Annotated in this window: 7 protein-coding genes; 5 read left to right on the top strand and 2 right to left on the bottom strand. The window is 72.0% G+C overall.

Annotated elements, in window-relative coordinates; genetic code table 11:
* The 3 genes from TA90_RS05605 to TA90_RS05615 all read left to right on the top strand — a co-directional run.
* Positions 1–1,347 (top strand): M3 family metallopeptidase (locus tag TA90_RS05605; protein WP_043535032.1); only part of this gene is annotated, 1,347 nt, incomplete at its 5' end.
* 37 nt (positions 1,348–1,384) lie between these two features.
* Positions 1,385–2,482, top strand: coding sequence for an FAD-dependent oxidoreductase (locus TA90_RS05610; protein ID WP_043535037.1), 1,098 nt, complete (start codon positions 1,385–1,387; stop codon positions 2,480–2,482).
* Between the two features lie 121 nt (positions 2,483–2,603).
* Positions 2,604–2,903: a hypothetical protein gene (locus TA90_RS05615; protein WP_043535033.1), complete on the top strand. Its 300-nt coding sequence runs from the start codon at positions 2,604–2,606 to the stop codon at positions 2,901–2,903.
* Between the two features lie 48 nt (positions 2,904–2,951).
* Here the strand turns inward: TA90_RS05615 and TA90_RS05620 are convergent, their stop codons facing one another.
* On the bottom strand, positions 2,952–3,887 hold the full coding sequence (locus TA90_RS05620) for an aldo/keto reductase (protein ID WP_043535034.1): 936 nt from the start codon (positions 3,885–3,887) through the stop codon (positions 2,952–2,954).
* Between the two features lie 87 nt (positions 3,888–3,974).
* Between TA90_RS05620 and TA90_RS05625 the strand changes: the two genes are divergently transcribed.
* Positions 3,975–4,829: an undecaprenyl-diphosphate phosphatase gene (locus TA90_RS05625; RefSeq protein ID WP_043535035.1), complete on the top strand. Its 855-nt coding sequence runs from the start codon at positions 3,975–3,977 to the stop codon at positions 4,827–4,829.
* The gene (locus TA90_RS05630; RefSeq protein ID WP_052450556.1) at positions 4,826–5,530 is read left to right on the top strand and encodes an HAD family hydrolase; all 705 of its coding nucleotides are present in this window, start codon (positions 4,826–4,828) and stop codon (positions 5,528–5,530) included. Before TA90_RS05625 ends, TA90_RS05630 begins: the two co-directional genes overlap by 4 nt.
* A 144-nt stretch (positions 5,531–5,674) precedes the next feature.
* Here TA90_RS05630 and TA90_RS05635 read toward each other — a convergent pair whose 3' ends face one another.
* On the bottom strand, positions 5,675–6,598 hold the full coding sequence (locus tag TA90_RS05635; protein WP_082031504.1) for a RecB family exonuclease: 924 nt from the start codon (positions 6,596–6,598) through the stop codon (positions 5,675–5,677).
* Positions 6,599–6,739 lie beyond the last annotated feature (141 nt).

Consider the following 6,739-nt stretch of genomic DNA (forward strand, 5'->3'; position numbering starts at 1 on the left):
TCCCTGAACCGCGGGACGGGGGAGGACCCGGGCACCGACACCCGCTCCAGGATCCTGGAGATCGTGGGCCTGCGGGCCGAGCGTGCCCGCCTGCTGGGGTTCCCCGACCACGCGAGCCTCGTCATGGAGGCGGAGACGATCCCCGGCCCGGACACGGCGCGGGACCTCCTGGTCAGCGTGGGGACCTCGGCCCTCGCCCGCGTCGGGGAGGACGCGCTCGTCCTGGGGGACCTCGCGCGACAGGACCCTGAGGGTGAGGGCCTGACGGCGGCGGACTGGCCCTACTACGAGGACCGGCTGCGCCACCGCGAGCTCGGGGTCGACGCCGACGCCCTGCGGCCCTACCTCAGCCTGGACCGCGTCCTCGAGGACGGGGTCTTCCTCGCGGCGAACCGGCTCTACGGGATCACCCTGCACCCGCGCCCCGACCTGCGTGGGTGGAGCGCGGACGCACGGGTGTGGGAGGTCCACGACGAGGACGGCTCCGCCCTGGGCCTGTTCGTGGGGGACTGGTTCTCCCGACCCGGCAAGAAGGGCGGCGCGTGGATGCACGAGGTCGTCGCCCCGGGAGGGGAGGGCACGGGACTGCCGGTCATCGGCAACAACGCGAACTTCCAGCGCCCGGCCGAGGGGGAACCGGCCCTCCTGACCTGGGACGAGGTCGAGACCTGCTTCCATGAGTTCGGCCACGCCCTCCACGGGTTCTTCTCCCACACGCGCTACCGCTGCGACGCCGGGACGAACGTGCCACGCGACTTCGTCGAGCTGCCCAGCCAGCTCAACGAGATGTGGGCCTTCCACCCCGAGGTCCTCGCGCACTTCGCCCGCCGCCACGACACGGGCGAGCCCCTGCCGGCCGAGTGGGCAGAGGCCATCAGCCGGTCCAAGACCTTCGGGCAGGGTTTCGCGACGCTCGAGTTCGTCGAGGCGGCACTCATCGACCAGGCCTGGCACCGCCTCGCCCCCTCGGAGGTGCCGACGGATCCCGCCGGGGTGCCCGACTTCGAGGACGCGGCCCTGGAGGGCTACGGGGTGGTCTCCCCGTTGGTGCCCCCGCGCTACAGGACCACCTACTTCGCCCACACGTTCGCGGGCGGGTACGACGCCGGCTACTACTCCTACATGTGGGCCGAGACCCTGGTCGCCGAGCTCGAGCAGTGGTTCCGCGGGCCGGCCGCCCAGGACGGGGACGGCGGCCTCAACCGCGCTGCCGGGGAGGCGCTGCGCCGCGAACTCCTGGCCCGGGGGGACTCACGCGACCCCCTGGAGTCCTTCCGTGCCGTGGTGGGTCACGACGCCGACCCCGAGAGTGTCCTCGTTCGTCGGGGACTGTCCGCGGACGCGTGAGATGATGACCGGAATCGACCTGACAGGAGACAAGACAGTGGCCCGAATCGTCGTCGTCGGCGGAGGATACGGTGGAGTGACGGTGGCCAAGGGACTCGACCCCCTCGCCGACGTCATCCTCGTCGAGCAGAAGGACCAGTTCGTCCACCACGCGGCAGCACTGCGGGCGGCCGTCGACGACGTCTGGGAGCACACCGTCTTCATGCCCTACTCGAACCTCCTCGAGCGCGGGCGCGTGGTCCAGGGGACCGTCTCCCGTGTCGAGGGCACCACCGTCCACGTCTTCGGACAGGACCCCATCGAGGCCGACTACGTGGTCCTGGCCTCCGGGTCGAGCTATCCGTTCCCCGCCAAGTACTCCTCCTCGCGCGCGGGAGTCGCCAAGGCGCGCCTCGAGCAGCTCCACGAGAACCTCGCAGCGGCGCGCTCGGTCCTCCTGGTGGGCGGCGGCACCGTCGGCATCGAGCTCACCGGGGAACTGGCGAATGCCTTCCCGGACCTGGAGATCACCATCGTGGAGAAGGCCGACTCCATCCTCTCCACGCCCGGCTACACGGACGGGCTGCGTGAGGAGATGAGCCGCCAGCTCGAGGAGCTCGGCGTGCGCGTGCTGACGGGGTCCGAACTGGCCTACCTGCCGCCCCACAACGTCGGTGAGCTCGGGCACTTCACGGTGCAGACGCGGGCCGGGGAGCCCGTCGAGGCCGACCTCTGGTTCCAGTGCTACGGGTCGCGGGCCAACACCGGGTACCTGGACGGGACCGGGTACGCCCGACTGCTCCACCCCGACGGGACGGTCCGCGTCCAGCCCAACCTCCTCCTGGAGGACCACCGGGACATCTACGCCATCGGCGACATCACCGACGTGCGCGAGTCCAAGCGGGCCGACGCGGCGCGCCAGCAGGCGCGCGTGGTGATCGCCAACATCTCCCACCAGCTGGAGGGGGAGACCCCCGACACGACGTACCAGCCGACCAAGGAGTGGGTGATCCTGCCCCTCGGGCCGAACCTGGGGGCCTCCCAGCTCGTGGACGAGCAGGGGGAGACCCGGATCCTGGGTCCGGAGCAGACGGCTGAGATCAAGGGCACCGACCTGATGGTCTCCGTCATCCGATCCCAGCTCAACCTTCCCTGACCTGCACGTCCGCCGGGCGGGTGGTGCGGCGTGGTCCGTGCCGGCGTCCGTGGGGGCGTCCCCCTGCCGGGACCGTGGGGCGGATGGTGTGCGGTGCGGGTGGGACGGGTAGTCTGTGGTCATGGCCACTGATCCGCGCGACGCCCTCAACCGACTCATCGCTGCACTCGAGAACCACTTCGACGCGGCCCGGTCCGGTGGTGCGGACTCCCCGGCGCTCGACCCGGCCGAGGACCGCCTGCGTGACGCGTTCTTCACCTACGACGACGTCCTCTTCACCACACTCGGGGTGGAGCTGCCCTTCGACATCGTCGAGGACGAGGACCTGGAGGACGAGGACTTCGACGAGGACGACATCGCCGATGACGAGGACGATGACGATGACGACGATGACGACATCGCCGACATCGAGGCCGACTGACCCCCACTGACGGAGGCCACCCCGGCCGCACCCGGACGGGGGACGGCCTCATCCCCGTGAGACCTCGTCGAGGACCTGACGGATCTGCACGGGCAGTTCCCCGCCACCCTCGAGCGCCTGGCCCATCTGCCGCGCGTTGCGGGGGCCGACCACCGCGGAGCTGACACCGGGGGCGTCGCGCACCCAGGACAGCGCCACGTCGAGGGGAGTCCTGCCCAGACCCTCCGCAGCCCGCACCACGGCCTCCACCACGCCCGCGTGACGCGGACCGAGGAAGGGCTCGACGAGGTGGTGGAGGTGGGGGGAGGCGGCACGCGAGTCCGGGGGCGTGGACCGGCGGTACTTGCCCGTGAGGACACCTCCCGCCAGTGGTGAGTGCGCGAGGAGACCCATCCCGGCGCCGGCGGCCGAGGGGAGCAGTCCGGTCTCCACACGGCGGTCGAGGAGCGAGTAGGACTCCTCCAGCACGACGGGGGTGGGACCGTCGGACGCGCCGCGTGCATGGGCGAGCGCGGTGTCCCAGGTGCCCAGGTGACTGGTCCCCGTGTAGCGGGTCCTCCCGCTGCGCCAGGCGACGTCGAGCGCGGAGAGCGTCTCCTCCAGGGGGACGGCCGGGTCCGGGGTGGCCAACCAGACGTCCACGTGGTCCGTGCCGAGGCGCTCCAGGGCGTCGTCGAGGCAGGAGAGCATGTCGCCGCGTGCCGCCGAGGGGTGCCAACGTCCGTCGTGCCCGAGTCGGGCCGCCCCGCGCCACACCAGGACCACCCGGTGCCTGCCGACCCGGGGCAGGAGTGATGCGAGCACGTCCACGGCCTGCCCGTCCCCGTGCGTGGGGGACACCCCGAGCAGGTTCCCACCGGCCCCCAGGAATGCGTCGAGCATCGCCTCGGCCTCCGGGGCGTCCGTGTCCCGTCCCCAGGTGAGTGTGCCCAGGCCCAGCTCCGAGACGGCCAGGCCCGAGTCCCCGCATCGACGAATCCGCATGCCCCCACCGTAGTGGCACGGGTCGCACTCCCGGGGTCGGCGCCCGGGAGGGGACGCCGGCGGCGTGGGAGACCGTAGAGTGTCGCCATGAGCTGGCTCGAAGCAATCATCCTCGGCCTCGTCCAGGGACTCACGGAGTTCCTGCCGATCTCCTCCTCCGCCCACCTGCGCATCGTGGGCGAGCTGACGGGGGCGAGTGACCCGGGCGCCGCCTTCACCGCCATCACGCAGATCGGCACCGAGACCGCGGTCCTCGTCTTCTTCTGGAAGGACATCACCCGCATCGTGTCGCGCTGGGCGCTCTCCCTGCCCGTCGTCGGTCCCGCGAAGCGGGTGGAGGCCTCGGACCCCGATGCGCGGCTGGGATGGATGATCATCGTCGGCTCACTTCCGATCGGGGTCCTCGGCCTCCTCCTGCAGGACTGGATCGACACGACCTTCCGCAACCTGTGGATCACCGTGACGATGCTCGCCGTCTTCGGCGTGCTCCTGGGCCTGGCCGACCGGTTGGGGGCCAGGGTGCGGACCCTGGACCGCATGAGCTGGCGTGACGCCATCCTCTTCGGCATCGCGCAGGCGATGGCACTGATCCCCGGGGTGTCCCGATCGGGTGGCACGATCACGATGGGACGCGCCCTGGGCTACACACGTGAGGCGGCCACCCGGTACTCATTCCTCCTGGCCATGCCGGCGGTGTTCGCCTCGGGCCTGTACAAGACCGCCCGCGTGCTCACCGGCGGGGACCACGTGGAGGTCGGACCGACACTCCTCGCCACGGTCATCGCCTTCTTCGTCGGCTACCTCGTCATCATGTGGTTCCTGCGCCTGGTCTCCACGCGCTCCTTCGCCCCGTTCGTCTGGTACCGCATCGGACTCGCGGCCTTCGTCGCGGTCCTCCTGGTCATGCACGTGCTCGAACCGATGGCGGGGGTGACGCCGTGAGCGCGGGTGGCGGTCGGGGACCCCTCCCCGCGGCGGTGCTCCTCGACCAGGACGGAACGATCGTCAACACCGAGCCGGTGTGGATGGCGGCGGAGACCGCGATCGTCGAGGAGCACGGGGGGACCTGGAGCCACGAGCTCGGACTGCAGATGGTCGGCAACCCGCTCCTCGTGTCGGCGTCGATCATGATCGAGCAGGCACACCTCCCGATGACGCCGGAGGAGGTGGTGGCGGAACTGCTGGAGCACGTCAGGCGCTCCCTGCAGGAGCAGGGCGTGCCCTGGCTGCCGGGGATCCCCGCCTTCCTGGGACGCCTGCACGACGCCGGGATCCCGGTCGCGCTGGTGACCTCCTCCTACCGGAGGGTGGTCGAGGTGGTCGCGGCGCGGGCCCCGCACGGCGGGTTCGCCACGGTGGTCGCCGGTGACGACGTATCGGAACCCAAGCCCGCGCCCGAGCCGTACCTGGTGGCCGCCCGACGGCTCGGCGTGGACATCGCGGACTGCCTGGTGGTCGAGGACTCCCCGAGTGGGATCACCGCAGGTCTCGCGGCGGGGGCCACCGTCGTGGGGATCCCCTGCGTCCTGCCGGTGGAGCCCCGACCGGGTCTGAACAGGGTGAACTCCCCGGACGAACTGGACCTGGCGACGATGCGCGGGATGATGGCCGGGGAGGTCGTCGACACCGTCGGCTCCCGCTGAGGGACGACGGGCCGCAGCAGCTCGGAGCACGGGAGGTGCGCCCCGTCCTCCGTCCCCCCGACGGGGCAGCCGCCTCCCGCGCGGCCCGGTCGGGGGTCCGGGGGCACCGGCGCGCCGCAGTCGTCGGCCCCGCACCGACCGCCCTCAGGAGGGTTCGGCCCGTGTCGCCAACAGGCGTTCCACCGACTGCTCGGGGAGCGACGGGGTCTCGCCCCCGAAGACGGGGCACAACTCCTTCAGGGCGCACCACCCGCACAGGGGGTTGCGGCGCGGGGCGAACACCCCGCGCCGGGCATCGGCCTCGATGCCCTCCCAGATCCGGGTGACCTCCCCCTGGAAGCGGTCGATGTCGGCCGGGTCGGGGTCCAGTGTGAGCACCTGCCCGGACTTGAGGTACAGGAGCTGGGTGCGCGCCGGCAGCCGGTCGGACTCCCGCAGGAGGAGCGCGTAGAAGCGCATCTGGAAGAGCGCCTCCTCCACGTACCGTGGCGCGGGCGCCTTCCCCGTCTTGTAGTCGACGACCCTGAGGTCACCGCGGGGTGAACGGTCGATGCGGTCCACGAACCCCCGCAGGCGGATGCCGTCGGGGGAGACCACGTCGATGCGCTGCTCGCGGGCCTGGGGTTCCAACCAACGGGGGTCCTCGACCTGGAAGTAGCGGTCGACGACGCCGCGGACCTCGGCCAACCAGTCCTCCACGGAGGAGGGATCGGGGAAGAGGTCGGCGAGGGAGGAGTCATGCCCGCGCATCTCCTCCCACCGGGGCAGGACGAGGGCGCGGGCGAGTTCGGGGGTGCGCTCGGCGGAGGGGACGTCGTAGAGGTGCTCGAGGACCGCGTGGACCAGCGTGCCCGTGGCGGTGGCCCGGGTGGCCGGCTCCCGGATCCGGTCCACGACGTGGAGCCGGTACTGGAGGGGACAGCGCAGGTACTCCTTGGCACGCGACGCCGAGAGCGCGGGCTCCCAGGTCCCGCCGCCCCTGCCGGCGGGCACGTCGGTGGCACCCCGGTCGTGGGGGAGGGTGGCACCGGGTGCGACGGGGTCCTGGGGCGCTGGGGATTCGGACATGCCACCACGGTAGCCGCCCCCACCCGCACCTCCGCTCCGCGACGGCCCCGCTGTGGACCGGCGGCGGTCACCGCGCGGCACCGGCCGCGGTGCGGCAACGGCCTCGCGGCGGGAGCGGCCCGTCGGGCGGACGGGACCGGG

It is taken from the genome of Actinomyces polynesiensis (assembly GCF_000820725.1).
Classification (GTDB): domain Bacteria; phylum Actinomycetota; class Actinomycetes; order Actinomycetales; family Actinomycetaceae; genus Pauljensenia; species Pauljensenia polynesiensis.